Here is a 1,629-nt window from a genome sequence, read left to right on the forward strand (position 1 = left end):
CATCAAATATTATTTAAGCTATGCTTCAGTTTGCGAGAATAATAACTTTGGGAAAACATCCTGCACAAGGTCGTCTTTCTTATTGACCCCCAAGTCATCATCAAATCTGACCAAGCCAGCAGTTGAAGTTGTCGATTGAACATTGCAGTTCGTATAGTAAACTAATCTTCAAGCCTGCCGGTTTTGCAGGATGTTTATTAAAATGAATTTTATGGGTAAAGGTCAAAAAAACACAGAAAAAAAGCAAAAGATTAAAGATTTCGTTCAGCTACCTTTAGTTAATGCAAATGCGGCAGGTATTGATATCGGTGATACACTACATGTGGTAGCCGTACCTGAGGAATGCTGCAAGGGCTCCAATGTAAGAGACTTCGGTACATTTACCGATGATCTTCTGGCTATTGTAGAATGGCTTACCGAGTGCGGGATTACAACAGTTGCAATGGAAAGTACCGGGATTTACTGGAAAAATCTTGGTGTATTATTGATTGAAAAAGGCTTTGAGGTATATTTGGTCAATGCCCGCCACACACGCAACATCAGTGGTAAAAAGAATGACCAGAGCGATGCGCAATGGATACAAAAGCTGCATAGCTGTGGTCTGTTGAAGAACTGTTTTCTGCCTGACGATCAGACAGACGTACTTCGTACCCTGGTCCGTCAAAGACGAAAGCTGATCCGCGATAGCAGTACATCTGTACTTAGGATGCAAAAGGCACTGGAACTCATGAACCTAAAGATACATACAGTCATCAGTGACCTCATGGGTAAAACAGGGAAAGCTATGGTAGAGGCTATTCTTTCAGGGGAACGTTATGCAGAAAACTTCCTGACCTTGGTTGATTGCAGGATCAAGGCAGATCGTAACACTATTATAAGTTCACTTAAGGGTAACTGGCGTGAGGAACAATTGTTCCTTTTGGAACAGTATTATACACAGTACAAGTTTTTTCAGGAGCAGTTGGTACAGTGCGACCAAAAGATTGAACACCAGTTGCAGCGGATGCATGCAAGAACCAATGAGGGCATAGCTGAACCTGAAAAAGAGATCAGGCTAACCCCGACCGGTAGATTATTCAAACAGAAGAAGACAAAGAACCAGCCTTTCTTTGATATCCGAACTTACCTGAAGGGTATCCATGGGATTAATGTACTGGATATCTACGGGCTAAGTGAGGTAAGCGCCCTGGAAATACTTTCGGAAACTGGAACAGATCTGTATAAATGGCCTTCGGCAGCACATTTCGCCTCGTGGCTCAACCTTTGTCCCAACAACAAGATATCCGGAGGAAAACTTATCTCTAGTAAACTGCAAAGAAAAAAGCCCAATGCAGCATCCCAGGCTTTCCGGATGGCTGCCGGCGGAGTCCAGAACAGCAACCATCTAATGGGGCATTTTTTCAGAAAGATGAAAAGTAAGGGTGGTTATAAATATGCTGTTGTAGCCACAGCCCGAAAACTGGCATGTATCTATTATAAAATGGTTACCGAGAAACAATCATTCAATCCTTTAAACAATGAAGAGCACCTTAATAAACAGAAAAAAGCGCGAATTGCAGCACTGGAAAAAACACTTAATGCACTCAAGCTACAAGTAGCTTAATCTTTTTTGTTATATAGTAAAAGAAA

Annotated in this window: 1 protein-coding gene; it reads left to right on the plus strand. The window is 41.7% G+C overall.

Features of this window, described 5'->3' with window-relative positions:
- The first annotated feature begins 211 nt into the window (after positions 1 to 211).
- A complete protein-coding gene (locus ACTJKN_RS27305; RefSeq protein ID WP_440828769.1) occupies positions 212 to 1,603 on the plus strand; it encodes an IS110 family transposase in 1,392 nt (463 codons plus the stop codon).
- Positions 1,604 to 1,629: the final 26 nt, after the last annotated feature.

Origin of the sequence: Pedobacter sp. 22163 (genome assembly GCF_052045595.1) — a bacterium.
GTDB lineage: Bacteria > Bacteroidota > Bacteroidia > Sphingobacteriales > Sphingobacteriaceae > Pedobacter.

Bases quoted from the DNA above. Each gene is read 5' to 3' on its own strand.
- ACTJKN_RS27305 (WP_440828769.1), top strand. From the start codon at position 212: ATGGGTAAAGGTCAAAAAAACACAGAAAAAAAGCAAAAGATTAAAGAT.